Annotated in this window: 21 protein-coding genes; 11 read left to right on the top strand and 10 right to left on the bottom strand. The window is 36.9% G+C overall.

The window, feature by feature from the left end; translation table 11 throughout:
* Positions 1-244 precede the first annotated feature (244 nt).
* Complete coding sequence (locus FLUTA_RS21610; RefSeq protein WP_013687532.1) at positions 245-5,350, bottom strand: T9SS type A sorting domain-containing protein; 5,106 nt, start codon at positions 5,348-5,350, stop codon at positions 245-247.
* A 282-nt stretch (positions 5,351-5,632) separates the two neighbouring features.
* On the opposite strand from FLUTA_RS21610, the gene FLUTA_RS13945 reads away from it, so the two are divergent.
* Together FLUTA_RS13945 and FLUTA_RS13940 are read left to right on the top strand one after the other, a co-directional pair.
* The gene (locus FLUTA_RS13945; protein WP_013687531.1) at positions 5,633-7,063 is read left to right on the top strand and encodes an ArnT family glycosyltransferase; all 1,431 of its coding nucleotides are present in this window, start codon (positions 5,633-5,635) and stop codon (positions 7,061-7,063) included.
* A gap of 212 nt (positions 7,064-7,275) precedes the next feature.
* Positions 7,276-8,049 (top strand): glycoside hydrolase family 25 protein, encoded by a 774-nt coding sequence (locus FLUTA_RS13940; RefSeq protein ID WP_013687530.1) that lies wholly within the window; start codon positions 7,276-7,278, stop codon positions 8,047-8,049.
* A gap of 128 nt (positions 8,050-8,177) precedes the next feature.
* Here FLUTA_RS13940 and FLUTA_RS13935 read toward each other — a convergent pair whose 3' ends face one another.
* The 5 genes from FLUTA_RS13935 to FLUTA_RS20895 all read right to left on the bottom strand — a co-directional run bounded on the left by FLUTA_RS13935 (position 8,178) and on the right by FLUTA_RS20895 (position 10,993).
* Positions 8,178-8,729, bottom strand: a complete 552-nt coding sequence (locus tag FLUTA_RS13935) for a DUF4924 family protein (RefSeq protein WP_013687529.1) — start codon at positions 8,727-8,729, stop codon at positions 8,178-8,180.
* 4 nt (positions 8,730-8,733) lie between these two features.
* On the bottom strand, positions 8,734-9,348 hold the full coding sequence (locus FLUTA_RS13930; protein ID WP_013687528.1) for an OmpH family outer membrane protein: 615 nt from the start codon (positions 9,346-9,348) through the stop codon (positions 8,734-8,736).
* Complete coding sequence (locus FLUTA_RS13925; protein ID WP_013687527.1) at positions 9,345-9,590, bottom strand: hypothetical protein; 246 nt, start codon at positions 9,588-9,590, stop codon at positions 9,345-9,347. The genes FLUTA_RS13930 and FLUTA_RS13925 overlap by 4 nt, the downstream gene beginning before the upstream one ends.
* Positions 9,591-9,670: 80 nt before the next feature.
* Positions 9,671-10,069 (bottom strand): DUF1987 domain-containing protein, encoded by a 399-nt coding sequence (locus tag FLUTA_RS13920; RefSeq protein ID WP_013687526.1) that lies wholly within the window; start codon positions 10,067-10,069, stop codon positions 9,671-9,673.
* A gap of 114 nt (positions 10,070-10,183) precedes the next feature.
* Positions 10,184-10,993 (bottom strand): BadF/BadG/BcrA/BcrD type ATPase, encoded by an 810-nt coding sequence (locus FLUTA_RS20895; protein ID WP_013687525.1) that lies wholly within the window; start codon positions 10,991-10,993, stop codon positions 10,184-10,186.
* A 78-nt stretch (positions 10,994-11,071) separates the two neighbouring features.
* On the opposite strand from FLUTA_RS20895, the gene FLUTA_RS13910 reads away from it, so the two are divergent.
* From FLUTA_RS13910 to FLUTA_RS13890, 5 genes are read left to right on the top strand one after another with little or no spacing between them, the layout of a single operon-like run.
* Entirely contained in the window at positions 11,072-12,205 is a 1,134-nt protein-coding gene (locus tag FLUTA_RS13910) for a DUF4856 domain-containing protein (protein ID WP_013687524.1), read from the top strand.
* Positions 12,206-12,215: 10 nt separating this feature from the next.
* A complete protein-coding gene (locus FLUTA_RS13905; protein WP_013687523.1) occupies positions 12,216-13,283 on the top strand; it encodes an imelysin family protein in 1,068 nt (355 codons plus the stop codon).
* Positions 13,273-14,640: an HTTM domain-containing protein gene (locus tag FLUTA_RS13900; RefSeq protein ID WP_013687522.1), complete on the top strand. Its 1,368-nt coding sequence runs from the start codon at positions 13,273-13,275 to the stop codon at positions 14,638-14,640. Before FLUTA_RS13905 ends, FLUTA_RS13900 begins: the two co-directional genes overlap by 11 nt.
* On the top strand, positions 14,616-17,030 hold the full coding sequence (locus tag FLUTA_RS13895) for a TonB-dependent receptor family protein (RefSeq protein ID WP_013687521.1): 2,415 nt from the start codon (positions 14,616-14,618) through the stop codon (positions 17,028-17,030). Before FLUTA_RS13900 ends, FLUTA_RS13895 begins: the two co-directional genes overlap by 25 nt.
* Entirely contained in the window at positions 17,027-17,917 is an 891-nt protein-coding gene (locus tag FLUTA_RS13890) for a serine/threonine protein kinase (RefSeq protein ID WP_013687520.1), read from the top strand. Before FLUTA_RS13895 ends, FLUTA_RS13890 begins: the two co-directional genes overlap by 4 nt.
* Before the next feature lie 3 nt (positions 17,918-17,920).
* Here the strand turns inward: FLUTA_RS13890 and FLUTA_RS13885 are convergent, their stop codons facing one another.
* The gene (locus FLUTA_RS13885) at positions 17,921-18,577 is read right to left on the bottom strand and encodes a hypothetical protein (protein WP_013687519.1); all 657 of its coding nucleotides are present in this window, start codon (positions 18,575-18,577) and stop codon (positions 17,921-17,923) included.
* 73 nt (positions 18,578-18,650) lie between these two features.
* Complete coding sequence (locus tag FLUTA_RS13880) at positions 18,651-19,175, bottom strand: DNA-3-methyladenine glycosylase I (RefSeq protein ID WP_013687518.1); 525 nt, start codon at positions 19,173-19,175, stop codon at positions 18,651-18,653.
* A 42-nt stretch (positions 19,176-19,217) separates the two neighbouring features.
* Between FLUTA_RS13880 and FLUTA_RS13875 the strand changes: the two genes are divergently transcribed.
* From FLUTA_RS13875 to FLUTA_RS13860, 4 genes are all read left to right on the top strand, one after another.
* On the top strand, positions 19,218-19,817 hold the full coding sequence (locus FLUTA_RS13875) for an acyltransferase (protein ID WP_013687517.1): 600 nt from the start codon (positions 19,218-19,220) through the stop codon (positions 19,815-19,817).
* Between the two features lie 89 nt (positions 19,818-19,906).
* Entirely contained in the window at positions 19,907-20,587 is a 681-nt protein-coding gene (locus FLUTA_RS13870) for a hypothetical protein (RefSeq protein WP_013687516.1), read from the top strand.
* Positions 20,588-20,714: 127 nt separating this feature from the next.
* Complete coding sequence (locus tag FLUTA_RS13865; protein ID WP_013687514.1) at positions 20,715-23,246, top strand: leucine-rich repeat domain-containing protein; 2,532 nt, start codon at positions 20,715-20,717, stop codon at positions 23,244-23,246.
* A 2-nt stretch (positions 23,247-23,248) separates the two neighbouring features.
* Complete coding sequence (locus FLUTA_RS13860) at positions 23,249-24,022, top strand: hypothetical protein (protein WP_013687513.1); 774 nt, start codon at positions 23,249-23,251, stop codon at positions 24,020-24,022.
* A 27-nt stretch (positions 24,023-24,049) separates the two neighbouring features.
* Here the strand turns inward: FLUTA_RS13860 and FLUTA_RS13855 are convergent, their stop codons facing one another.
* Positions 24,050-24,241 (bottom strand): cold-shock protein, encoded by a 192-nt coding sequence (locus FLUTA_RS13855; RefSeq protein WP_013687512.1) that lies wholly within the window; start codon positions 24,239-24,241, stop codon positions 24,050-24,052.
* 130 nt (positions 24,242-24,371) lie between these two features.
* Positions 24,372-25,649 (bottom strand): pyruvate dehydrogenase complex dihydrolipoamide acetyltransferase, encoded by a 1,278-nt coding sequence (locus FLUTA_RS13850; RefSeq protein WP_013687511.1) that lies wholly within the window; start codon positions 25,647-25,649, stop codon positions 24,372-24,374.
* Between the last annotated feature and the right edge of the window lie 19 nt (positions 25,650-25,668).

Below are 25,668 nucleotides of genomic sequence, written 5' to 3'. Positions count from 1 at the left end.
CAGTAATTCACTTAATAGGGTAAATATAACATTTGAAAAGAAAAAAAAAGTTAAACCAAAAAAATGGATAAAACTTCTCAAAAATCACTGACTCATTTTACTGAATAACCACACGATGTTGACTAATTCCTTGACGGTTTGATAGCGCAAAAATGTAGACTCCTGCACTTAATTCTGGAAGTGAAATTCCAATTCTGAATAGGTAATAAATAGAGAGGAAGTAAAACTTCCCCCCTATTTATTTTTAGTATTGAATCATGAATTTTGCAATCATTGGCTCTAAACCAACTGGCGTAATTTCAATGAAATACTCTCCACGAGAAAGGTCATCTGCATCAATATATAATTGATTTACACCAATTGAAGTAGAAACTTCTTGATTTCGAATTGTTCTTCCTGTTAAGTCAAAAATGCGAATAGACGTTGTTTTTGACAAGTTTTTCAAATTTAAAACCGCTACGAAATTACCATTTGATGGGTTTGGATATAGGTATAAATCTGTTTCAGAAACCTCACATTTCACACTCAAAGGACTGAAAACTGTAAGAGTTCCATCTAAATCTGTTTGTTTCAATCTGTAATAAATCATATTCGGATTCGTTCGCGCAAAACTGTATGAATACGCTTGAGGAACAGTTGTTGTTCCAGCTCCATCAATGATTTGGATTACCTCATAGTTAATCCCATCAACACTACCTTCTAAGGTGAAATAATCATTATTCATTTCAGCCTCAGTTGTCCATGTAAAATCAATGATTCGATCTTTACAAGAAGCATTGAAACTCGAAAGGCTCACAGCCAATCCACATGGATCAACGATAATCGTAACACTTGAACTCAAAGGCACTGAGCAATTGCCAATTACTGAAACCAAATTCATAGTCACATTTGCTGTGATATTAGGAATAGTGATTTCATCCTGATGATGATTCAAGATCACTGTGCTATTTCCAGATCCAAAATTATAAGTCAATACTGCACCATCCGTTCCCGAAATATAAAAGATTCCATCAGTTCCTGCACAAGGCATTGAGTTGGTCGTAACTGAATACGTTGGTGCGAGTATTTCAGGAATAGTTACCGATAAATTGGAAGTACATCCATTAATATCTGTAATAGTAACAGGATATGTACCGCCAGCCAAGTTAGTTTGCGTTAATGTCGATGTGTAGGGATGATTTGTTCCATTCCAATTGATTGTATACGCTGGAACTCCACCCGTAGTATTTACTGTTGCCGAACCATTCGTACTTCCTTCACAAGCAGGTGTATTTCCTGTTACAAATAAATTAGGTTGTCCGTTTGTTGGGAAAATATTTACAGATCCCGTTGCGATACACCCTGTAGCTACATTCGTTGCTGTTACAGTATAATTTCCTGGAGCTACATTGGTAATACTGGATGAAGCCGCACCCGTTGTAGTACTTCCGTTAGACCAAACGAAATTATAACTTCCTGCCGGAGTTGGTGTAGACGTTGCAGTTCCATTGTTGTTACATGAAACACTTGTGCTGCTCAAATTCGCTTGAGGATTCGGGTTCACAGTTATTGGGAAAGCAAGTGTTACAGGACATCCTTGCACCGTATTTCCACCAGCAGTTTGCGTTGAAATAACAGTTGCATTGTACGTTCCTGTTGATGTTGGTGAAATTGTAATCGTATTTGTTGTTTGAGAAACAATACCCGTTGTTGGAGACCAAGTCAATACATTGGAAGCTGTTAATCCATTTACCGTTAAAGTAACATTGTTTCCATTACACACACTAGTTGGTCCAGAAGCCGTAACCGCTGGAATTGGTAATACATGTAAAAAGATTGTCTTTGGAGTCGAAGCTCCACAACAATCTGTTACCAAAGTCAAGGTAATTGTATAATATCCTGGCGTATTGAATTGCGCATTCACATTTTGAACAGATCCTGGATTGGCAATTGCTCCACCAAAATTCCAGATGTAGCTATCTGCATAATAGACACTTTGGAAGTTTGCAAAAGAACCTGCACACAATTGATACACATCTGTGGTTACTAAAGTCGCATTGGTTGCAATTTGAGGAGTTAAACCTCCATCAAAAGCAATATTATGAAAACCAGTATATGTATTTGCCCCCATTGAAACGCTGTATCTGTTTACAACAGAATATTGCGTAATTGTTGGACTTACCACTCCAGCAGTTGCAGGTGCTGCGTTATTTGTTACCACATCAAAATCCCAAGCTGCAGGTGCAGCAGAGGTATAAGTAACATTTGTATTTGTACAATTGACGTTCGTAACAGTAATTACGGGTTGAGCAGCTAGTCCAAAGTTTGAAACATTGGTTGCTAAAGCAGTTCCACTAGCAAGATGAATATTGATAGAAACACCTGCAGAACCATTTCCACCGTTACCACCTTTGCCACCATTTCCACCTTTACCACCAATTCCGCCTCTGTTTCCATCTCCATCTCCGTTCGTACAACCATTACCTAAAGCTGGAGTTGGGCTAATACCTCCAAGTCCTCCAGTACCTCCAAGTCCAGCTGCACCAGCTGCACCAGCAGTTACATTTGATTGAACCACATTTCCAGCAGCGCCATTATTGAATAAGAAGATTCCAAATGAAGCACCACCACCAGAAGCACCTGCACCTGCACCGCCACCTCCAGATCCACCGGACCCACCAGATCCACCACCACCGGCTGCATCACAATTATCAGTATCACGTCCAGCACCGCCGGCACCGCCACCGCCACCGCCACCGCGACCAACAGTTCCATTCGTACCATTTCCTGGGATAAAAAATCCAGCTACATAAGAACTCGTACCAGCAATTCCATCAATTCCTGCAGCACCTATTGCTCCAGCTCCGCCTGTACCACCATATGGAGTATTCGCTCCATTACCATCCGATGCTCCACCAGTTCCTCCTGCTCCAGCAGTACCACCTCCACTTGGTGCCGCAGTTCCACTATTCCCATTGAATCCAGCTGTAGCAGTATTATCTGGTCTACCCGCACCGCCAGCACCGCCAGCACCGCCAGCAGTAGCTGAACCTCCAACTTGAGTTGCACTTAGTCCACCAGCTCCAGCACCACCGCCAGCACCGCCAGCGCCGCCATTATCTGCACCGAAACTACAAGTACATTCAGGACCTCCGCCAGTCGCTCCATTTGCAGCATTTCCGCCATTTGCCCCATCCCAAGTAGCATTGAATGTTGCAGCATTATTATCCCCAGACCCTGCCATAGCAGCACCTGGCAAAACTTGAGTACGAACAATATTGTAATTCGAGCAATTCGTTAAATGCATTCCGTAAGTAGACATACCTGGCTGATTTGCAGCAGCAGTTGTAATTGTTAAATCTTGCAAGCGGAAACCTACAGCACTATTTGCATAAAATGCCACCAAACGTTGAGCTCCTGCTGCTCCTTCCGGCGCTACAGTACTGCGAGTAATCGTTGTTGCTCCAGCTAGGCTTGTTTTCACCCAAGTTGTTGGATCAAAACCACCTTCCAGTGTTACATAACTACCTAATTGAAGTGGAGCATTTATCGTATATGTTCCTATTGCCAATTTAATGACAGCATTATTACATTGTGCCATAGACAATGCATTTTGTAATGAAGTAGGACTAGCCTGGGTACCTGGGTTTCCTGCCGCCCCTGTTGGAGAAGCATAAATATTTACACAACTCGCCAATGCTGGAGGTGAACCAACAACAACCGTCATAGTTGCCTCTGATGAACATCCTGTAAATGGATTTGTAACACGCAAAGTGTATACATAAGTTCCAGGTGCAGCAGGAGTTGTAATAGAAAGAGAAGAAGTATTTCCTGATACCGTTCCAAATCCTAAACTGACCATTGCAGGATTGAACCATTGAAAATTCATTCCTGTTACATTCGTACTACCAGTCAACATGACTGTAGAGCTGGCACAAGCTGAAATCGTTGTAGGAGTAATACTCACAACAGGATCAGCGGCAACGGTTACTTGAACATTGTCCGTAGAAGAACAACCATCTGTATACGTCAACAAAACAGCATAAGTTGTTGTTGAACCAGGAGTTGCAGTAACACTTGGAGTATTCGTTCCAGATAATCCAGCAGAAGGTGACCAAATATATGTTGAAGCATTCGCGGCTGCAGTTGTTGCTGTTAAAACGGTAGAATTTCCAGCACAAATAGTTACATCTGGACCTGCATTTACAGGCGGATTTGGATTTGCAATGACATTAATCGTGATTACTTTTGAGTTTTCACCAACGAATGGACACGCATTATCTTCGACATTTACGGTCAAATAATGAACTCCAATTGCACTTGAATTAGGCGTCCAACAAATTGTTGCCGTTCGATTAGCTCCAGTTCCAGTAACTGTGAACGTTGCACCAGCTGGTAAATTACTATTTGAAATCGTCAGTTGTTGAGCAGTATTCGGATCAGTTAAATTCACGGTAAAACAAGTCGGAGAATTTTCACAAATAGTGATATCATAATCATTCGCGACTCCATTAATTCCACCTATAGAAGGAAGAGCATTCGTACAATTCGATATATTGATTTGTAAATCACGAATTACTGATCCAATCAAAACACCCGCACGGTATTCTTGAATTAAAATGGAAATAACGGCTACTTGTGGTCCGCTTGGTGTTACCGTTACCTCTCCTGTAATTGAATTGATTGTTACAGGATTCGTAAAAGGATTTGTCCCTGCATAACCACCTGCATACACAACAGAAGTTCCAGGATTTGAATTAGCATTCACCAAAGAATAAACCAATTGATCTCCATCAGGATCTGTCGCCAGCTGTTGAAAATTAATCGTATTTCCAACACAACCAAACAATTGAGGAACAGAAGTAAACTGAGGTGAGCTGTTACAGCTTGTTAAGGAATTATTAAGTGTTGTTTGAACATAAATATCTTCACTACTTGGTGTCGTTAAATTTGTAATGGATCCATTTCTACAACAAAGGTCATAATTTAAAATCCAATCACTACACCCATTTGGCAATGTTAAAACACCAGTGTACACCAATTTTTCCACACCTACTGTTCCACCACCACCACAAGCACTTGTAGCAGAAGCACATAATGGAGTAATATCCGTTGTGGATTGTAAATTCAACTGCAATGAAGCATTGACCCCACAGGCTGCACTTCGGTAATTAATAATGGCAGACGCATCAGCTGCGATTCCATTACAATCTCGATAAATCACCAATTTTACTTGATATTGATTCGGGCCTAAGCAGGTGTAGGTAATTTCTGACCCAGCCATGTGAGAAGCATAAGCTGTAGAAGCTGATAAAATTAAAGCCACAAAAGAGAAAAACCTCAATATAGGCAGTACGCAAGATTTAATCATAAGTTGTAGTAAGCTAAATGTTTACATAAAAGTATTGATTCAATAAGAATCAAACCTTTCGTGCAAATTAAATAACAATTAATTTTCTAAATTAATTAAAATTTTAGTTTTCAACTAAATGAGCTACTAAAAAACAACTGAAGATATCAACAATCATTAAAAATATTCATCCAAAACATGCAAATTAGTAAGATCTAAACAGAGAGCTTACAGAAAAAATATACAGCCAATTCCTGACTAGCCATGTATTTTCTCCTAACTTAGCAAAACCAAAGAATACGCGTGAAATCATTCTTCGCTCATCCTATTTTTAAAGACATTCGATTCTGGATTGTTTTATTCTTTCTGATTCGTATGGTTGGGATCACCAATCCTCCGTTGGAAGTTGCTCATAACTGGCGGCAGACGACAGGAACCATGGTTACGCGTAATTTCTACGAAGACTCAGCAAACATTCTCTATCCAAAGATTGATTTTGCAGGAGAAAAAACAGGAATTACAGGAATGGAATTTCCACTTTTAAATTACCTAGATTATATCGTTTCAGAAGTCTTTGGCTACCAACATTGGTATGGAAGGCTCATTAACCTCATCATAAGTAGCTTGGGAATTTGGTTTTTCTTCCGACTACTCAAAAGATATTTCACCCAAGAGACAGCCTTCAATGCTTCTATCATCTTGTTGGCTTCTATTTGGTTTGCTTATAGCCGAAAAATCATGCCCGACACCTTCGCTTGTTCATTGGTAATTATGGGATTCTACTATGCTAGCAGGTATTTTGAAGAGACTCAGCGAAAATGGTGGCATCTAACATTGTACGCTGCACTTACACTTTTGGGTGTTCTAGCAAAACTTCCTACTGGCTATTTATTGATTTTGTATGCTCTTTTCATCTTCAATAGACAGATATCTATCCATCTCAAAATAGTCTTTTTCATCGTAAGTGGAGTGATTTTAGCTCCTATTGCTTGGTGGTATTTCAGTTGGGTGCCATACTTAGTAGAGAAGTATCAATTTTGGCACTTTTTTATGGGAAAACCAATCAGTATTGGTGCAAAAGAATTGATTGAAAATTTAGCCGATGGATTAAAGCATTTTTACGATGCCGCTTTAAAATTTGTAGGATTTGGGTTATTTTTAGTCGGATTATTATTCGCTTTCAAGAAAAAAAACAAGCTTATTTTACGAATTTTAGGGCTTGGTTTCGCAGCATTCTTAATTATTGCTTTGAAGGCAGGATTTACCTTTACTCATCACTCCTACTACATCATTCCATTTGTTCCAATTATGGCTTTGGTAGCAGGGTTTGGAATTGCGGGTTTCAAAAGCAAAACCTTACAAATCGTTTTTCTAAGCGCAATTATGCTTGAAGGAACATTGAATCAACTCCACGACTTTCGATTAAAAGAACACGAGCGAGCATTCGTGAAACTGGAAAGTGATTTAGACCGATTCTCCAAACGCTCCGATCTAATTGTGGTAAATACCATAGATAACCCTACACCTATTTATTTTGCACACCGAAAAGGGTGGGTTGCTAGTAATGAGCAATTATTAGATGAAACCTATCGAAAATCCATTCAGCAAAAAGGATGCAAATACGTGGTGATTCTAAAACGCTATTTGGGGGGTGATTTGTATTTGGAACTTCCAGTCGTGGTGAACAATGCTGATTGGGTAGTTTATTCCTTAGACAAGGTGTCACATAAGTAGATTATAAATATTTCCCACAGCAGCGCGGACTCGTGATTGAAGACCAAAGTAACGTTGATAAAAGTTACAATCTTTGGAGTAACACAGAAATTCAAAGAAATGAGCTTTTATTAACAGTGTCCACCTGTAAAAGATTCGTGCTATCCTTTGGGATAAAATAAAAAAACAACCATTTATTAAACGATTACTTCTATTTTCGCAGTCATAAAATCATGGCAAAAAGAAGAACTGCGAAAAAAGTCGCCCCAAAGCGCAAATCAAAATCGACCAAAAGTCGCAGGAGTAAAGCCATTTTTTGGTTTATTATTCCATTTGGACTTTTAGCATTTTTCTTCTTTTGGTATGAATCCAAGGGAATGGTACAAACTTCTAGTCATTTCCACGAAATCATCCCCTCAGGTTATAAAAGTGTTGGATTAGATGTTTCACACCATCAAGGTAAAATAAATTGGGATTTACTGCTTCAAGAAAAGGGATTCGACACCATTATTGATTTTGTGTATTGCAAAGTAACGGAAGGATCCGATCATTTGGACACACAATGGGAACGCAATCGAGAATACTTGAACAAACATGGAATTTCAAACGGAGCGTATCATTATTTCAATCCGAAATCAGCACCCAGACCACAAGCGGAATATTTTCTTTCTGTATACAAGATCAGAAGCATCGATTTACCCCCTGTTCTTGATGTGGAAGATGAAGGGTTTTCTGACGAGGATTTGATTGCAAAAGTGCTTATTTGGTGTGAAGAAGTGAAGAAAGCCACAGGAGTAAAACCAATCATTTATACATCACTCAATTTTTACGAAACAAAATTTCGAGGTAAAATGGAAGGCTATAACTTTTGGATTGCAGCTTATAGCAGAGAACCGCAATACATGACCGACAGAGAAGTTCTGCATTGGCAATTTTCAGAATCTGGCAGATTACCTGGCATCAGTGGAAACGTAGATTTGAATGTGAGCAAACAAGAACTTTATTAATTACGAATGCCAAATTCCTAATATCGAATTAAGAAAACAGACTGCTTAGGACAAATAATTCGTAATTCGTAATTCGTAATTCGTAATTCGTAATTCGTAATTCGTAATTCGTAATTCGTAATTCGTAATTAATTATTCCAATACTGTCCTTCCCCCGTTTTCATTTGATGGTAAGATCGTGTCAAGTAAGCCAATAAAATCCGCATCGAATCAAATGCTTCTTCTGTTTCCTGTCCAATTTCTTTCTTTTGAAGCCTCATTAGCAACTTCATATAAAGCGCATGAAAACAAACCTCTAAGTGATTCATCCCTTTTAAATTGGATCGATCTATGAAATCTTCAACGAAAGGTAAAGCAGTTGAGTAAAGTGTTTTGTATTTCTCATCATTCACAACTGTAAGTAATGAATTGTGCAAGTATGAAAGTTCCACCAACACATCTTGAAGCTCTAAACGATGTCCAGCTTCCATAATTCGCTCAGATTTCATATCTTGAATTAGACCTCCGTACCAAGCTCTGTATCTTTCCAAAAAAGAACTATCGGGTAAATTTGGAGCAACAACTTCCTTCATGATTCGATCTAAATCAAATTGATAAGCACGTATCAAATCTTCAATCTGATACATGTAGAGGACATACTCTGCTACGTTTTCGTTAAGCTTCTGTTGTGCTATAAGCATATTTTTATTTCCCCTGAAGTTCTTTTTCCATCGATTCTTGTTCGTGATTCAAGAAATCAATGAATGATTGAGTAACGTTCATTTTTTCATTGATAAAGTTGATTTGACCACCTTGTCCATGAATCAACAGCATATCTATTCCATATTTTTCACAGTATTTTTTACCTGCTACTTCAATTTTCTTCCCTAAAACAGTCAATGCTTCGTTGGTTTCTTTTTCCAATTGAGCACCTTTACTTTGTTGCAAATTCATCAACTGCTCACGCTTGCGCATAATATCATTTTCCAATGTTTGCAATTGCTCACCTGTTGCCGTTCCTTCACGCATGTATTTCTCATAAGTTGCAGCTTGTTGCTCTAAAGAACGTTGACGAGCCATCAAATCATTTTGAAAAGCTTCTCCTTTTTTTGTGATTCGCGCATCTTCATTCTTGTAATAAGTAAACCCTTCTTTCAAACTATCTGAATAGTAAAAAGCCATTTTCAATCCTTTGGAGCTAACCGTTGGAACTACTGGTGCAGTTTCTTCTTTCGTTTTCGTTTCTTCTTTTTTGTCTGAACAAGCGAAAGTTGTTACTCCAAGAATTAAACCTGTTGCAATAAGGTATCCTAATTTCATATTGATTTATTTTTAAATGCTTCCTCCCAATCAGTTCTCATGGTCAGAAATCGTTCTAAGGAATTACGTAATAATTGATCTGTAATCATGCGTTTCACATCTTCTAATCCATTGACATCTGATTCAGCGATTTTGAAAACTTGCTCAAATTGACCCAATTCAATTTTCACCAAATACTTCGCATTGTACGAGAAGATTTGAATCTTATATCTTGGATGAGGAATATCAGCTATTACACGCATAATAGTAACAAAAATAATGAAATTGGAAAAAGGGAAGCTTTTTCTGGAAGATAATTGTTGAATAAAGAGCAGATTGTTCTTTAAGCAACTACCAAATCATTATCAGAATACTCCCGAAAATCAAATGGAACACGAACCATGAATGCATAATCTTGACCTACCTCATACATATCTTCATCAGATTGTCTGTAGTACCACTCTACTTTTGCCTTCTTTCCAGAATCAACAAGTTCGTTTAACTTGTATAGCAAAAACAAAATACGCTTAGAGGAAGTAATATTAAAATACTCCAAATCGATTTTCACAAGTGTTTCATCACTTGGATTCTTCATATAATTATCAAACCACGTTAATACTGAACCCCAAAAAGCCTCGGGATCGTCTGGTATTGAACGACCTTTAATTTCCATGATTCCTGTAGCGGAATTCAAATTAATTAAGGGGGTTTGAGCAGTTGCTTGAATTATTAATGTATCCATCTCTCACTTTCGTCTCTGCAAGTTGTGAATTATTTTTTAAACGACAAGTCACTTTTCTACGAAAGATTTAATATTTTCGACTAACACCTTCATAGTCAATAATCAAAACATTAACTAATTGTTAACAATATGAAAATTCACTAAGTCTTCTAGTGGACTTGCAACCTGCTTCAACACTTGAATGCCTGCTTTTTCAAAAACATTCTTCACCACATTTTTTTGTTCGAACCCATAAGTTCCAATGAGAGAAACTGATGGGATATCTGAAATCTGATTGCAATAATTTTGAATGAATAGCATTACATTTTGCTGATGCAAAAATTCAAAGTCTAAATGAGCGGTTAAACCTCCTAGACTAGCAATCCATTTCTGAGCTTCAGCACTGGCTAATTTTGATAATATTGCTTCTTTTGAGTGAAAAATAGCCGACCAGCTTGATTCCCAATTTTCTACATCCAATAAAAATCGAACGAGTAATTTCCCAAAGTAAAAGCCACTTCCTTCGTCGCCAATGAAAGAACCAAACCCACCAATTCGCTTTGTAATTCGTGTTCCATCATATTGTATCAGAATGGATCCTGTTCCTAATATACCAACCCAACCTGGTTCGCTTCCACAAAGTGCTCTGCAAGCAGCCAATGTATCTGGAAACACCTCCACTTGAGAAAATCCAATCTCTTTCAAAAGAGAACGCATTTTCTCTTGAATTTCAAAAGAAGAACATCCTGCTCCATAAAAAAACAAGGGTACTTTCAAGTCTCCAAACCTCGTTTGTAATTCTGTCAATAAATCTTCCTCAGAAAACACATACTTGGGGTGTAAACTAGCCGTTTGAACATAAACCACTTCATTATTGGTTAGAACAATTCCCCAGTTTGTAGAAGAACCTCCAGAATCAGCAATTATATATTTCGCATCCATCATCCAAAAATACCTTTTTTAAGGTATTGAAATTCGAAACCTATCAAACTAACTTTGCACTTCAAATAACCAAAAAAACACATGCGACAACTTCTATATTTCATTTCTTTGAGTATTATTCTAGTACAAGCAGCATCTTGTAAAAAAAGTGGTTGTACAGACCCAAATGCATCAAATTATAACTCCAAAGCAAAAAAAGATAATGGAAGTTGCACCTATGAAGCAACTTATTCGATTCCAACAAGCTATACATTTACCAATGCTAGTGGTCAATCAACAGTAGATTATTCTGGACAAACAGATCGAATAAACCAACTTATTGAATTGGTAACTTATGCCGAATTAGGTGAAAGTCAAGCAATATCTGCACAGGTTTTAAATGATATGTTTGCTAACACAAACGGAAATGGTAATGGTCATTTTTCATTTAATTCAACACGAAATTTGAAAGACAAATGCTTCAGCCTAGATACAGCCACTATTACTAATCAATTCCAAGCGATCCAAACTGCTAGTAATTTCTATCTGAATATAGCATCTAATGGTCAAGCAGGAACTTTATCATCCGGAACATCAACTTATTTGTTCGCTGCAAATGGATTTCAATATTCCGAATTGATAGAAAAATCAATCATGGGTGCTGTATTTCAATATCAAGCTTTGAATATTTATTTGGGATCTGCAAATATGAATGCTGATAACACCACTCCAGTTTCAGGTCAAACATATACAACAATGGAACATTATTGGGATGAAGCATTTGGTTATTTTTCTGCCCCAATAAACTTCCCCACTTCTTCAGCCGTTGCTTTTTGGGGTAAATATTGTAATTCTCAAAATGCTGCAATCAATTCCAATCAGGTAATGATGAGTAACTTTTTGAAAGGACGCGCAGCTATTTCGAATAAGGTAATCGCAGATCGTGATGTTGCTATCATTGAGATTAAGAATATGTGGGAGAAAATTGCAGCTTATCAAGCCATGCATTATTTAACTCAAGCGGCTGGCTATTACGGAACCGATCAAGCAAAATACTTACATGTACTATCTGAAGCTTATGGATTCATATACACTTTGCGTTTTGCACCTGTTGAAACGCGCAAATTGTCCACCACCGAAGTTGATAATTTATTAGCACAATTCAATGGCAATCTTTGGTCTTTGAATGTGACAGATATCAATAATATCAAAGCAACACTCGATTCAAACTATTAATATTTCAAGAATGAAATTAGTTAAATGGACCATTCCCTTTATTGCCTTACTTGTTATAGCAGCTTGTAAAAAAAAGAAGGACGAAAATACTGATTTTGACAAAGGACCTATTATGGTCAATATGGCTGATAACTATATCATTCCTGGATATGTCGATTTAAAAACTAAAATCTTTGACCTTGAATCAAGTTGGAATGATTTCTTAGCTGATAAAACGCAAACGAAATTAGATATTTCAAAACAAGCCTGGGCAGACGCCAATATCTCTTTTCAACACGTGAAAGGATTTGATTTTGGTCCAGCAATGACCGCGAACCTCGTATTGACTTTCGGTACTTTCCCAACGGATACTGCACAGATAAATAGCAATGTTCAAAGCGGTAGTTATGATTTATCGACGACTCAAAACTTAGATGCTTCCGGTTTTGATGCTTTGGATTATTTGCTTTACAAGCAAGATGCTCTGACGAAATTTCAAACGATCTCAAGCGCTTGCAGTTATGTTACGAATGTAATTGCAAAAATGAAAGCAGAAATTACCCTTGTTGTTTCTGGCTGGGATACATATAGAGCAACCTTTGTAGCTGGAACGAGCAATGAATCCACAAGCCCATTTGCATTGTTGATTAACAATTTCTGTAAAGACTTTGAATTGTGTAAAACAACTAAACTTGGTTTTCCAATTGGAAACCACACCTTAGGAATTCAGCAACCAAATTACTTAGAAGCACGTAGATCTGGAATTGGCAGAACCTTATTGATTGAAAATATTCGGGCTTCTAGAGCAATTTTCTATGGATTGAATCTTTCAGGAAATACAAACGGAACTGGGTTTGATGATTATTTGAATGCCTTAGAGAATAAAGCTTCGCTTTCAAACACGATTGCTTCCCGTTTTGACTATATGCTTTCAACACCTCAAACTTGGACAGAAACATTGGAAGAGCTCATGATTTCATCGCCAACAACTCTGAGCAATTTCTATGATTATCAGCAAGGTTCTGTAATCAATTTGAAAACAGATATGGCCTCTACATTTGGTGTCTTGATTACTTATCAGGATACAGATGGTGATTAATAAAAGGTGGAGTAACTTTCTATTTAAAGAGGTTTCTATTTCTCCACTTATTGCCTTTCGAATCATTATTGGGATACTATTTCTATTTAGTACCGTTCGTTTTATTCTCAATGGCTGGGTAAAACAATTGTACATTGATCCCCCGTTTCATTTCTCCTATTTGGGATTTGACTGGGTAAAACCACTTGCTGGAAATGGAATGTATCTTCCTTTCATAGCAATGATTGTTGCTAGTTTGGGAATCATATTTGGTGCATTTTACCGATTTTCAACAAGTTTGTTCTTTTTGGCTTTTACCTATGTTGAATTACTTGATAAAAGCTATTACCTCAATCATTATTATTTTGTAAGTCTCATTGCTTTTCTACTCATTTGGATGCCTGCCAACGCGCAATTCAGCTTGGATGCCAAGCGAAATCCTTCTATTCAACGAGAAACAATTCCACAATGGCCTATTTTTTTACTTCGCTTCCAACTTGGGATTGTTTATTGCTTTGCTGGAATTGCCAAACTCAATGCGGATTGGCTTTTTGAAGCACAACCACTTCGTTTATGGCTACAGGCATTTCGAGATCTTCCACTCGTTGGAAATCTCTTTGCAACTTCTTGGGTTGCTTTTGGATTTTCCTGGTTTTCGTGTTTTTACGATTTAACGATTCCCTTTTTCTTGTCGAAAAACAAAACACGAGTCGTAGCCTATGTTTTTGTAGTCGTATTCCACGTAATCACCTGGTTACTCTTCCCGATTGGTGTTTTCCCTTGGGTCATGATATGCAGTACCTTAATTTTCTTCCCCGCCAGCTTCCATGATCGTTGGTTGAATAAACTAAAAAATTGGTTTCGTTGGAAATCCGTTTCTGCGAAAATATCTAGTCCTGCAAGTAAAACAGTGTTCATTTTTACTTCGATCTTTCTAATCATTCAAATCATACTCCCATTTCGCTATTTACTATATCCTAACGGACTGTTTTGGCACGAAGAAGGTTTCCGATTTTCTTGGAGAGTGATGCTCGTTGAAAAAAAAGGATATGCCACTTTTTATGTGGAAGATCCTAAAACGCGAAATTCCATCGAAATTAGTAACGAAGATTATTTGAGTCCACAGCAAATCGACCAAATGTCGCGCCAACCAGATATGATTCTTCAATTTGCTCATTTTTTGGGGAATAAGTATGCAGATACAACCTTTCATTTCGGGAGTAAAAGCGTACATTTGTCGCGTCCAAGAGTCACAGCAGACGTTTATGTTACCTTAAATGGCAGGCCGAATCAACATTTTGTTGGTAGAGAAACTGACTTGATGAAAGAACACTACAATTTGAAACACCGGAAATGGATTATTCCTCTCAAAAATTAAGTTTACTTATTCTATTTTCCATATTGGTTTCATGTTCTTGGTCACAGAATTTTGAAGGAACGATTGTAGATCAAACAAACACCCCCCAATTTGGAGTAACAGTTCAATGTAACGAAAAAAAAGTGCTTACCGATGAAAGTGGGAAATTTCAAATTCCTTGCGAAAAAGGTCCTTTAATCATTTATGGAATTGAAATCGATACCTTGTTTTATATTCTAAATGGAATAGTTGCCCCAAATCCAATCATTCAAGTAAAAACTTCCGAAGAAATTGACGAAGTGGAAGTGAAAAGTAAACGTCTTCATTATTTTGATATTGGTTTTATTCCACCCATTAAAGGAGTTCAAATAGCAACGGGCACCAACACATTAATTGAAACGGAAAGACAAGGAGGAGCAAAATCTACAGCTAATCCTCGTGAATTATTTGCAAAAGTTCCTGGTTTAAATATTTGGGAAAGTGATGGAGCTGGAATTCAAATGGGAGTTGGTGGTCGTGGGCTAAGTCCGAATCGAGCAGCAAACTTCAATACACGTCAAAACGGTTACGATATTTCTGCAGATGCTTTGGGGTATCCTGAAAGTTACTATACACCGCCATTAGAGGCACTTCAAGCAATTGAAATCATTCGAGGATCAGCAAGTTTGCAATATGGAACACAGTTCGGAGGATTAATGAATTTCATACTGAAAGATCCCATTCAAACAAGTCCACTTCAATTCACCACTCGAAATTCCGTAGGGAATTACGGCTATTTTGGCACATTCAATCGCATTTCTGGGACTGTAGGTAGGTTTCAATATCAAGCATATTATCAGCTAAAAACAGGAAAAGGATATCGCCCCAATTCCAACTTCAATCAACAACAAGGATTTGCTCAAATTGGCTATATTATCAATGAAAACAATCAAATTCGATTGGAGTATACGCGAATGAGTTATTTGGCCCATCAACCAGGCGGCTTAACAGACAAGCAATTTGAAGAAGATCCCACACAAAGTATTCGAGATAGAAATTGGTTTAAAGTAGGCTGGAATATTCTAGCATTGCATTTTGACTCCAAACTAAACTCTAAAACGCATTTAAATGTGCGCGCTTTCGGAATGCTTTCTTCTCGTTATTCTCTGGGATATTTAGGCAAAATAAATACCGCTGACCCAGGTGGAAACCGAGACTTAATTACTGGGAATTTTAAAAACACAGGAATTGAAGCGCGTGTTTTGAGAAGATACAAACTCACCAAAAAACAAAAACACGAAAGCGCATTTTTAATTGGAGCTCGCTATTACCGTGGGCAAACAACCAATCTTCAAGGAAGTTCAACGAGCGGAGACGGACCTGATTTCGAGTTCAACAATCCTTCAAACATTGAAAACTCAGATTACAGCTTTCCATCAGAAAATATTGCTGTTTTCACTGATAATATTTGGTTCTTAGGAAATCGCTGGACAATCAATGCAGGTTTGCGTTTTGAGCATATCATGAGTTCTTCCAAAGGCTACTACTACCAATACAACATTCATCCACTGACATTTGATACATTGAGCGTATTCAAAAATGAAAATGCAAGTTCACTCACACGAAACATTCCATTGATTGGAGCGGGTACTTCTTTTAAAACTGGAAAATTCTCGAATGCATACATCAACTTTTGTCAAAATTACCGTGCAGTAAACTTTTCAGACATCCGAGTTGCAAATCCAAATATTGTAGTTGATTCGTTAATTAAAGATGAATATGGAAATACCACAGAAATTGGATGGAGAGGTTTTATTGGAAAATACTTCTATTCTGACATAGCTGTTTTTGCCCTTTTCTATGGTAATAAAATTGGATTAGCTCCACAACCCAATTCGGTAAAGAAGATTCGAACCAATATTGGAAATGCATTCAATACAGGTGTAGAATGTTTTGTTGAATTCGATTTTATCAAAGCATTTATGGATAGTTCAAGAATAGGATCTTCCATTTTCGTAAACTTCTCCTACATCGATGCGCATTATATTTCATCCAGAGAAAAAAGTTATGTTGGTAAACAAGTAGAATATGTGAGTCCGCTAATGTTCAAAACAGGATTGAAAGTTCGGGGAAAGAATTGGCAAGCGCAAATTCAAGGATCTTATAACTCCTCCCAGTTCAGCGATGCTACAAATTCGAAAGAAGGTAGTGGTGACGCAGTGATTGGTGAAATTCCAGCATATTTCGTCATGGATTTTAGCGCCCGTTATACCTTCAGGAAGTATTTTCAACTAGAAGCTGGCGTCAATAATCTACTGAATTCATCTTATTACACAAGGAGAGCAACGGCTTACCCTGGTCCTGGCATACTACCTTCTGATGGTATTACAATTTATGGTACATTGCAATTTACCATAGCAGTAAAAAAATGAATCCTACCGAGAAATACCGCATTCTGGAAAAAATTGACGGAGCCAAAAAACGGAAATTTGCACATACTTTTCTAGCTGAAAACAAAATTTCGGGTATCAAAGCAATTCTAAAAACGGTACAAAAGACAGATGCCAATTCAATCATACAAGATCGCTTGCGAAAAGAAGCACAGTTTTCATTTATCGTAGATGGGCTTCCAGAAACACTTGACTTCTTCGAAAGTGAATCAGAGATTTTTTTATTCAAATCCTTTCAGCCTGGAATTATACTTTCTGATTATATCGATCAATTCAGACCGAAAGAAAAAGCACACCAATTATTCTTGGTTTTGGAGCAATTAGAACCCATTCTGGAATATATTCATCAAGCCAATATTTATCACCTAGATATTAAGCCAAGCAATATAATCGTTGATTCTTCGAAGGGAATTCGGGTAGCGTTGATAGACTTTGGGCTTGCGCTGAATAAAAACGAAATAGAAATCCGGAAAACACTCTTTCCATTAGGATTTGCTGCTCCAGAATTATTATTAAACGAATTAGATCTTGTGGATGCCAGAACAGATTATTTTTCATTAGGAGTAAGCTGTTGGACCTGTTTACAAGGAAGAATGCCTCTAATTGACAAAAATCCAAGTATTACAACGAATTTACAAATCACTTATCCGCTTCCCAATTTGGATTCAAAGTTCAAACAAATAAGTCCTGTCATTCAAAAACTAGCAGCAAAACACCAATTTACACTTCCACCAAATAAGTTAACGAGTGAAGATCGCAAATCAGCTTTAAAGAAAGGAATGGATAAACGATACGCTTCTTATTCTGAATTTCTAAGTGATTTCGAAAAACAGCTAGCTACGAAGAAAAAAAAATGGTGGCTATTTTAAAATTTATCTAAAGATATCTCTTCTGTAACCAATACATGTTCCAAAATTGAGTGCAGAAATCTGATTTCCTGTATTTCCTGTTAAATTCGGTGAACCAGCTGCAACAATTGCATACGAAAGGGAAAGATCTAAAAATAAGGTCCCAAATGCGAATTGTTTTTTAACTCCACCTTGCAATCCGAAACTTAGTAAGAAAACACTTCCTTTGTTTGTTTCTGCAAAACGATACGCACTTTCATCAATATCATCCAAAATCTTGGAGCTCAGTCTGTACATCGAAACATTAAAGATTGTTCCTCCATACAATCCAAATCCATAATCAAAGTTTGATCCAATGAAATACCTTCTTGTTCCACCCTCTAAACCAAATTGAGTAACTCCATTTTTCACTTTTACCATCAAAACAGAAGGACTCGTTGCTAAATCAAAAGCTTCAGCATAGGTTGAATCTGTTTTGCTATTTTTCAAACTTGCAAAAGCACGAATAACAATAGAAGCATTTTCATCTCGTGGAATTTCCACACCAAGATTCAATGTCTTAAATAACTGACCAGAACCAAAACCATAATTTAACCCTGGAGCAATCATTAATCCAACTTGGGATTTTGCTGATAGGCTGATAATCAAAAGGATTATCGGAAGTACTATTTTTGTTTTCATGACTTGCTATTTTATGTTCGTTTCAATCTGATTGAATCTCCACAATTGGTGAACCTTCAAATCTTATTAAGCTTTACTTTTTTGTGTTCAATTCTTTATATCTAAAACAAGTTGACTGATGCGCTCCTGGAAGATAGCTCAAACTCATTAAAAATTCATTTACAATTTCTCCTCCCACAAATTTAAAGTGCTTTTTAAACAACTTTACCCACTCTTCTTTTGATTTCCCTAAGTGACTGTCTAACCAGTACTTAAAACTACCAAATTCTTTTTGTATTAACAATACTTGATTCGCATTGTAAATAACGGCATTTACTTTCAATTTATTTCTAATTATACCAGAATTTTGAAGCAATTCATTTATTTTATCTTCCTGATAATTAGCAATCTTTGATATATCATAAACGTCAAAAGCTTCCAAAAAGTTTGTTTGTTTCTTTAAAATAATATCCCAAGACAAGCCTGCTTGATTTATTTCTAGAATTAACCTTCCAAAAAGTTCATTATCATCTTCAATTGGCGTTCCATAATGAAAATCATGATAGATACGGTGAAGGTCGTCTTTTGGTTTGGTTGAAACATAATTGCAATAGCTCATTTTGCCGTTTTGATTGTTTATTTTTACCAAAAATAGGAATTCATGGCGGTATATTCATTCAATGGTTTTATTCCAGTTGTTAAAAAATCCAGTTTCATTCACCCACAAGCTGCAGTGACTGGAAATGTGATTATTGGCGAAAATGTGTATATCGGTCCAGGAGCTGCAATTCGTGGAGATTGGGGACAAATCATTATTGAAGACGGTTGCAATGTTCAAGAAAACTGTACCATCCACATGTTTCCAGGAACAACTGTTACTTTAAAAAAGGGTGCACACATCGGTCATGGAGCCATTGTACACGGCGGAACGATTGGCGAAAATTGCCTAATTGGAATGAATTCGGTGATTATGGACGATGTGACTATCGAAGATGAATGTATTATCGGAGCTTTGTGTTTTGTTCCTGCTAATACTGTTATTCCAAGAAGAAGTTTGGTGGTTGGAAATCCAGCAAAAGTAATCAAAGAAGTTTCGGACGACATGATTGCTTGGAAAACCAAAGGAACGGCACTTTATCAGGCTTTACCCAAAGAATGTTACGAAACACTGATTCCTTGCGAACCTTTGGAAGAAGTGGAAGAAAACCGACCAAATCAAGAAAAAATGTACCAAACTTGGGAGGCGATTAAGAAGGGATAATTACGAATTACGAATTACGAATTACGAATTATTCAGATTTTGTAACAAAATTGATTCTTCGACTTAATAAGAGTTCGGAACTGTTACTTATGAGATGTCAACTAATAAACCTGTCAATTTTACTATGTCTTCTGCCACTTAGTTGTAAAAGTCAGCCAAAGAAGATTGAAAAGAAATCTGAGGATACCAATTCCACTGAAAAAGGGACAATTGAGAAGCTTTACAATCCAACTCTTTCTGTTATAACAGATGATTACACACTAAAGGATTCTACTACCTTTTATGAATTGGTAAATTTCATTATTGAAAATGCAGAAATAAACACCACAAATCAACATGAACTTACAGATGGATATATCAGTTACAATGTTTATAAACTGGTTTATGAAACTTCTGATGATCAAATATCCCTGAACCGGAAATTGGATCTTTTGAGTTTGATGTTCTTTTATCATTATCACACTGCCAATGAATACAATTCTAAAGTTTCAGGAGAAATCCGCAAGGGAAATGAAAAAGTGTTATCTCGCCCAGTTTTACTGATACCCGTTCTGAATGCAACCTATTGGTCAGAACCAGTTTTATATACAATTACCGGAGAAGAAACAATCACCCTGCCCAAAAGCTATGTTCCAACTATGAATAAAACACTTGTGGAAATTAATGAGCTTTTAAATTTTAGAAAAGCTAACAAGCAAAACTTTAACGGTCCGATAAACCATTTGTTTAACAAACAATTTTCTTCCAGGTATCCGCATCATCATCGGTAATACAAATGTTCACTCAAAATCCATTAATATTCAAAGATTCTATTGATTTATTCTTTCTCTTCAAAATACCTGTTTACCTATCCAATATTTCAACACCTGTTTCTGTTAACCCACAAAAAGGTATCTCATGAAACAGTTAATCACCATCTTCATTATAGTTCTTGCAACTAGTGCATATTCACAGTTAAAAGCTTGCTACTCTCTGGAAGAAGCTCAAAAAGATCCTAAGCAAGTAGAAGAACTTCATTTGACGAATTCTCCTTTCGTACTCATTGATACCAATTTTAACCAATTTACAGCGCTAAAGGTTTTGAATTTGGCCTACAGTCCGGTTATGGAGGTGGCGCCAAATGTATTGATTCCTTCTTTAAAAGAACTCAACTTATCCCACGCTTCTTACAATCCTTGGAAAATTAGTTCAATTGGACAAGCATTCCCTAATTTGGAAAAATTGAATTTAAGTGGCAATCAACTCCCATTTATATGGTCGGGACTCCAAAGTTTGGGAAACCTCCTTGCTTTAGATATTTCAGACAATCAGCTGGTTACTATTCCCGTGGAAATTATGTATTTATCGAACCTGAAAGAGCTCAACTTAGCCAATAACCACATTAAACTACAAGCCAATGAACTAGGAGCACTTTGGGCATTGAAAAAACTAAACATCTCTTCCAATTCAAATTTAGGCAGCAATAATCTCATTTTAAGTATCGCTGAAAGCAAACAATTAAAGGATTTGACAATTGATGGCAATGGATTAAATCCAACAAGTATTCAACTGCTTTCTAAAATGGACTTAGAACGTCTTGAACTTGCAAATGTGAACGAACCATCTACTATCGATTTTACCCGTTTTTCTTCTACCAAAAATTTGGCGCTTACGCATTCTCCCAATTGGCTTTCCAAAGAAAACGAGAAACAATTTGACAACATCTCAAAATTAGAACTAACGAACTCTCTTATTCCAATTGGTCTTGAAAAATTGAAATCATTGAACACATTGGTTTTAAAAGATATCACAGAAGATCAACTTCCAAAATTGTATGCCTTAAAAAGATTAAGAATACTGGATATTTCAGAGACAAGTTTCAATAAAGATCAGATTGAAAAATTAAAACAGGAACTACCAAGAACTCAAATCATCACAGGAAATCCTGATGTAACAGAAAACATGATTGCCAACAAAGTAGATCCAATCCTTGAACTTCCCGCAAAAAAAATTGCTATTCAATCTACTATTTCCAGCACCATTTCAGAAAAGAATGTGACGCTCGAAATTCCCGAAAATGCGTTTCTAGATTCCAATGGAAAACCATATACTGGACAAGTAAACATTGAATTAACCGTATACAATGATGCTATTCAAACGGCTTTAGCAGGAATACCTATGACTTTTAATGAAAACGGTCAACAAGAATTATTTGCTTCAAATGGCATGCTTAAACTCGAAGCAAAAGGAGAAAATGAGGAAATATTACAACCAAATCCTACAAACTTGATTCAAGCTTCTGTTGGTAATTTACAACCACAAAATTCAGGTGGTTTGTATTCTTTCAATTCTCAAACTGGTCAATGGAGCACTATTTCGGATACTGTTAACAAATCCAACTTGAACGAGCTCATTCAACGCGCCATAGATTCAATAAATGGCTTGGAGCTAAAAAACATCGTTCCGCGAACAATCAATGACCGTATTTTTTCTATTTACCCCAAATTCTCTCGTTTTGATCGTACTGAATTCTCTTTACACTCTCAATTAGCACCATCTATTTCTAACTCATTAGTTGTTACAAACAATAGAAAACATGCTCTTGGAAAACTGATGCTCAAACAAAAATGGGTGATTGACACCATTGTGAGTAAAGAAATGAAGAAACACCTCAAAGTGATGAAGAAAGAAACGAAAGGATGGAAAGCAAAACGATTGAATAAACGAATTCCTATCAATTTCATTCCTCGTTTGATTAATCGATTAGATATTAAGGTAGATCCATCTCACGACAATTACCGACTCACTTTCATGTACAGAGATTCTGCGGTTAGTTTTCCAGTTGCGGTAGCTGGCGGATCAAACAAACAAATTCAACGAAATACACAGAAGTTTCACGATGCTTTGAAGCAGGTGAATAAAAAAGATCAAAGAGATGAATTTAATTATGAGAAACTATTGGAAGAACAACTAAAAATAAACGATAAAGCAATCAGACAAAATCTGATCAATCTGGCAATTATGAGACTTACACAGCCTTCAACAATGATTAATCAAAACCAAATAGGAGCAGCACCAATTTGGAATTCACCCAATCAATTAAATTTTGGGCTAAGCACTTTTGGGCTTGTAAATTGTGATTTTTTCATGCGCACACCACCCGAATACGTTCTCAGTGCAAATTCCACATTGAAAGATCAAAATGGAGAGGAATATCCATTACCGAACTCCATTATTTCTGTGGATCCATTGTTGAATTATTACATGGAAACTGCTTCCAATTTCCCTGTAAACTGTTTCAGAACATCGTATTTAGTCTTCAATTTAGGAGCAAAAAAGATTGGTGTTTCTAAACCAAAAGAAGGAGTACATCTCGTAAGTGAGATTACTGTAATTGATATTTCAGATAAAACTCCGGATGAAATTTCCAAAGCCATTTTATCGATTTAAGCATGAAAAAAGTACTTCTTTTTTGGATCATTACAGCCTCAAGTTTGAGCTATTCCCAAAGTGAATTTATTCAGGAAGCTAGGTATCACTTGCCTCGGAAGGATTCTTTATATACTTTTAAAACAGCTATTGCCAGTGCCGATAAACACGATTATTACTCAGATTCTACGATACAGCTAGAATTAATACTGAATGAATTACTCCGAAAAGGTAATAGAAACCGTGCTGACACTCTGAAGCAAAGTCTCGTTTTAACACAATTATCTACACTTTGTGTCAAGCGGATTCATTCCATTACGCCTCTCAAAGTGAAGCAAAAAAGAAGTCTAGAGAAACGAATTCGACGCATTTTTTTTGGGTCGAATTGCTGTTTCGGGTTAATTGAAACCATTTCATTTGAAATTCCATTAGTAAAATCAAAAGGACATTTTCACTACAACAAAAAAGGTGCTGATGGAGGTTTTAACTTATATGAAGGCAAATCGAAACCAAAAGCTACAAAGGAAAACCCTGAACCGAATGAAATCCCTCTAGAAACGTATACTTATGAGGAATTAAAGGGGCTCATTCAGATTCAATTCAATCGAAAAAAGGTGAATCGCTTTCTAGCTGAAAAAAGTATTGCCGCTTTTGGATATTACATGCAGTTGGATGAATCTACTATTCAAAAAAACAAGATTCCAACAGTGAAAGTGTTGTTGATATTGGGAATGAAAAGATTCTCATACAAGCAACGAAGATCGTTCCATAAAAAAACCTCAACTAATTATAGCTGAGGTTCTTTAAAGAAAAATTATATATCGTTATGCGTGCTTCACGTTTACGGCCATTAATCCTTTTCTTCCTTCTTCCAAATCAAATGTAACAGCGTCGTTTTCATTTACTTTGTCAACCAATCCTGAAACGTGTACAAAATACTCTTTGTTTGTTTCATCCTCCTTAACAAAACCAAAACCTTTAGTTTCGTTAAAGAACTTAATAGTTCCTTTATTCATATTCTCGTTTATTTGATAAACAAAGATGTAATAAAAAATGGAATACAAGTTATTTATTTAAAAAAAAATCAGATAAAATGAAAACGGCCTCCGTCAGATGAGGGAAGCCGTTTCATTGAACTATCAATTTCTAAACCAGCATCATAACTGGATTCTCCATGTATTGTTTAAAAGTTTGCAAGAACGAAGCCCCTGTAGCACCATCTACTGTTCGGTGATCACAAGAAAGTGTCACTTTCATAATATTTCCTGGAACAACTTGTCCATTCTTTACAACTGGCTCTTGAGAAATCCCTCCGATTGCCATGATACAACTGTCAGGTGGATTTACAATTGCCGTGAATTGCTCAATTCCGAACATTCCTAAATTGGAAATTGTAAAGGTATTTCCTTCCCACTCTGCTGGTTGCAATTTCTTTTCTTTTGCTTTTGTAGCAAGAACTTTCACCTCATCACCAATTTGAGTTAAGCCTTTGCTATCTGCAAAACGAACTACTGGAACCAATAATCCATCTTCTACAGCAACCGCTACTCCAATATGAATGTGGCTATTTCTACGAATCACATCACCCAACCAAGACGAGTTGATTGCAGGATGCTTACGCAATGCCATTGCGACAGCTTTGATCACCATATCGTTGAAAGAAACTTTCACTCCTTCTTGACTATTCATGGATTTACGTGCTGCAATTGCATTGTCCATATCCAACGAAATCGTCAAATAGAAATGAGGAGCTGTAAACTTAGATTCAGCCAAACGACGCGCAATCGTTTTACGCATTTGAGAGATTGGTTCATCTACAAATGATTCAATCATAGCGGCACTTCCAGATCCTGCAGGTCTAGCTGGAGCATCATAAGGAACGTAATGATCTACATCTCTTTTTGTAATTCTTCCACCTTCACCAGTTCCAGAAATGAAACCTAAATCAACTCCTTTTTCTTCTGCCAATTTCTTAGCAAGTGGGGAAGCCAAAATACGTCCGTTTGAGTTTGTATTAGAAACTGCTGGAGTAGTTTTCGGAGCAGAAGTAACTGCTGCTGGAGCTTTTTCTTCTGTTTTTACCTCTTCTTTCTTAGCTGGTTCAGCATCTGTTTTTTTCTCCACTATCTTCTCAGCAGGAGCATCTGTAGTGCCTGCAGAAGCCAATAATGCAGAAATATCTTCACCTTTTTCGCCAATGATCGCTAGTAACGAATTCACAGGAGCTGGCTTTCCTTTTTCTATTCCTATGTGTAATAAAACACCATCAAAAAACGATTCGAATTCCAATGTTGCTTTATCTGTTTCAATCTCAGCAAGTAATTCACCTGACTTTACAGTATCCCCCACTTTTTTATGCCATTCTGCAACAACACCTTCAGTCATGGTGTCACTCAATTTGGGCATGTTAATGATTTCAGCCATCTGCGATTTATTTGTATCT

Origin of the sequence: Fluviicola taffensis DSM 16823 (assembly GCF_000194605.1) — a bacterium.
GTDB lineage: Bacteria > Bacteroidota > Bacteroidia > Flavobacteriales_D > Crocinitomicaceae > Fluviicola > Fluviicola taffensis.
This window is presented reverse-complemented; position numbering and strand designations above follow the sequence as displayed.

Coding starts and splice junctions, on each gene's coding strand:
- FLUTA_RS21610 (WP_013687532.1), bottom strand. CDS start 5,350: ATGATTAAATCTTGCGTACTGCCTATATTGAGGTTTTTCTCTTTTGTG.
- FLUTA_RS13940 (WP_013687530.1), top strand. CDS start 7,276: ATGGCAAAAAGAAGAACTGCGAAAAAAGTCGCCCCAAAGCGCAAATCA.
- FLUTA_RS13935 (WP_013687529.1), bottom strand. CDS start 8,729: ATGCTTATAGCACAACAGAAGCTTAACGAAAACGTAGCAGAGTATGTC.
- FLUTA_RS13930 (WP_013687528.1), bottom strand. CDS start 9,348: ATGAAATTAGGATACCTTATTGCAACAGGTTTAATTCTTGGAGTAACA.
- FLUTA_RS13925 (WP_013687527.1), bottom strand. CDS start 9,590: ATGCGTGTAATAGCTGATATTCCTCATCCAAGATATAAGATTCAAATC.
- FLUTA_RS13920 (WP_013687526.1), bottom strand. CDS start 10,069: ATGGATACATTAATAATTCAAGCAACTGCTCAAACCCCCTTAATTAAT.
- FLUTA_RS20895 (WP_013687525.1), bottom strand. CDS start 10,993: ATGATGGATGCGAAATATATAATTGCTGATTCTGGAGGTTCTTCTACA.
- FLUTA_RS13910 (WP_013687524.1), top strand. CDS start 11,072: ATGCGACAACTTCTATATTTCATTTCTTTGAGTATTATTCTAGTACAA.
- FLUTA_RS13905 (WP_013687523.1), top strand. CDS start 12,216: ATGAAATTAGTTAAATGGACCATTCCCTTTATTGCCTTACTTGTTATA.
- FLUTA_RS13900 (WP_013687522.1), top strand. CDS start 13,273: ATGGTGATTAATAAAAGGTGGAGTAACTTTCTATTTAAAGAGGTTTCT.
- FLUTA_RS13895 (WP_013687521.1), top strand. CDS start 14,616: ATGGATTATTCCTCTCAAAAATTAAGTTTACTTATTCTATTTTCCATA.
- FLUTA_RS13890 (WP_013687520.1), top strand. CDS start 17,027: ATGAATCCTACCGAGAAATACCGCATTCTGGAAAAAATTGACGGAGCC.
- FLUTA_RS13885 (WP_013687519.1), bottom strand. CDS start 18,577: ATGAAAACAAAAATAGTACTTCCGATAATCCTTTTGATTATCAGCCTA.
- FLUTA_RS13880 (WP_013687518.1), bottom strand. CDS start 19,175: ATGAGCTATTGCAATTATGTTTCAACCAAACCAAAAGACGACCTTCAC.
- FLUTA_RS13875 (WP_013687517.1), top strand. CDS start 19,218: ATGGCGGTATATTCATTCAATGGTTTTATTCCAGTTGTTAAAAAATCC.
- FLUTA_RS13870 (WP_013687516.1), top strand. CDS start 19,907: ATGAGATGTCAACTAATAAACCTGTCAATTTTACTATGTCTTCTGCCA.
- FLUTA_RS13865 (WP_013687514.1), top strand. CDS start 20,715: ATGAAACAGTTAATCACCATCTTCATTATAGTTCTTGCAACTAGTGCA.
- FLUTA_RS13860 (WP_013687513.1), top strand. CDS start 23,249: ATGAAAAAAGTACTTCTTTTTTGGATCATTACAGCCTCAAGTTTGAGC.
- FLUTA_RS13855 (WP_013687512.1), bottom strand. CDS start 24,241: ATGAATAAAGGAACTATTAAGTTCTTTAACGAAACTAAAGGTTTTGGT.
- FLUTA_RS13850 (WP_013687511.1), bottom strand. CDS start 25,649: ATGGCTGAAATCATTAACATGCCCAAATTGAGTGACACCATGACTGAA.